At 53.5% G+C, this 1,214-nt stretch carries 1 protein-coding gene; it reads right to left on the bottom strand.

All coding sequences use genetic code 11. The annotated features are described in order from the left end of the window. Positions 1 to 1,214: hypothetical protein (locus AC1DY0_RS19010; RefSeq protein WP_477190148.1), on the bottom strand; the 1,214-nt coding region annotated here is incomplete at both ends.

Raw genomic sequence — 1,214 nt, 5'->3', positions numbered from 1 at the left:
ATCCGTTACCGTCCAGTTTTTGGTGGTGGAGAACGTACAACCCGAGCCTGTTTCTGCTGCTTCGGTGCCGGTTGCAGTTAAGCCTGTGGTGCAGTTGTCGCTTACCGAAGCGGTACCGAAGGCTGCTGTGATTTCTGCTGCTGTCGGATTACAAAGTACCGTGCCTGCCGGGGTCAAGGCGATCACCGGAAGCTCCGTGTCTCTAGTATAAGTTAGCGTTTGCGAAGCCAAGCCTGTGTTCCCGCAAGTATCCGTTACCGTCCAGTTTTTGGTCGTGGAGAACGTACAACCCGAGCCTGTTTCTGCTGCTTCGGTACCGGTTGCTGTTAAGCCCGTTGAGCAGTTGTCGCTTACCGAAGCGGTGCCGAAGGCTGCCGTTATTTCTGCTGCCGTTGGATTACAACCCAATGTACCTGCAGCGGTTAAAGTGATCACCGGAAGTTCCGTGTCTCGGGTATAAGTTACCGTTTGTGAAGCCGTGCCTGTGTTCCCGCAAGTATCGGTTACCGTCCAGTTTTTGGTGGTAGAAAAAGTACAGCCACTGCCGGTTTCTGCCGCTTCGGCACCGGTTGCAGTTAGACCCGTTGAGCAGTTATCGCTTACACTCGCTGTTCCGAAGGCTGCCGTGATTTCTGCTGCCGTTGGATTACAACCCAATGTACCTGCAGCGGTTAAAGTGATCACCGGAAGTTCCGTGTCTCGGGTATAAGTTACCGTTTGCGAAGCCAAGCCTATGTTGCCGCAAGTATCCGTTACCGTCCAGTTTTTGGTGGTGGAGAAACTACAACCCGAGCCTGTTTCTGCTGCTTCGGTACCGGTTGCTGTTAGGCCTGTGGAGCAGTTGTCGCTTACACTGGCGGTGCCGAAGGCTGCCGTGATTTCTGCTGCCGTTGGATTACAGCCCAATGTACCTGCAGCAGTTAAAGTGATCACCGGAAGCTCCGTGTCTCTAGTGTAAGTTACCGTTTGCGAAGCCAAGCCTGTGTTCCCGCAAGTATCGGTTACCGTCCAGTTTTTGGTGGTGGAGAACGTACAACCCGAGCCTGTTTCTGCCGCTTCGGTACCGGTTGCAGTTAGACCCGTTGAGCAGTTATCGCTTACACTCGCTGTTCCGAAGGCTGCCGTGATTTCTGCTGCCGTTGGATTACAAAGTACCGTGCCTGCAGCAGTTAAAGTGATCACCGGAAGTTCCGTGTCTCGGGTATAAGTTAGCG

The sequence above is a fragment of the Flavobacterium sp. P1_E4 genome (genome assembly GCF_056405915.1).
Note: the sequence above shows the minus strand (reverse complement) of the source record. Positions and strands in the feature narration are given on the sequence as shown.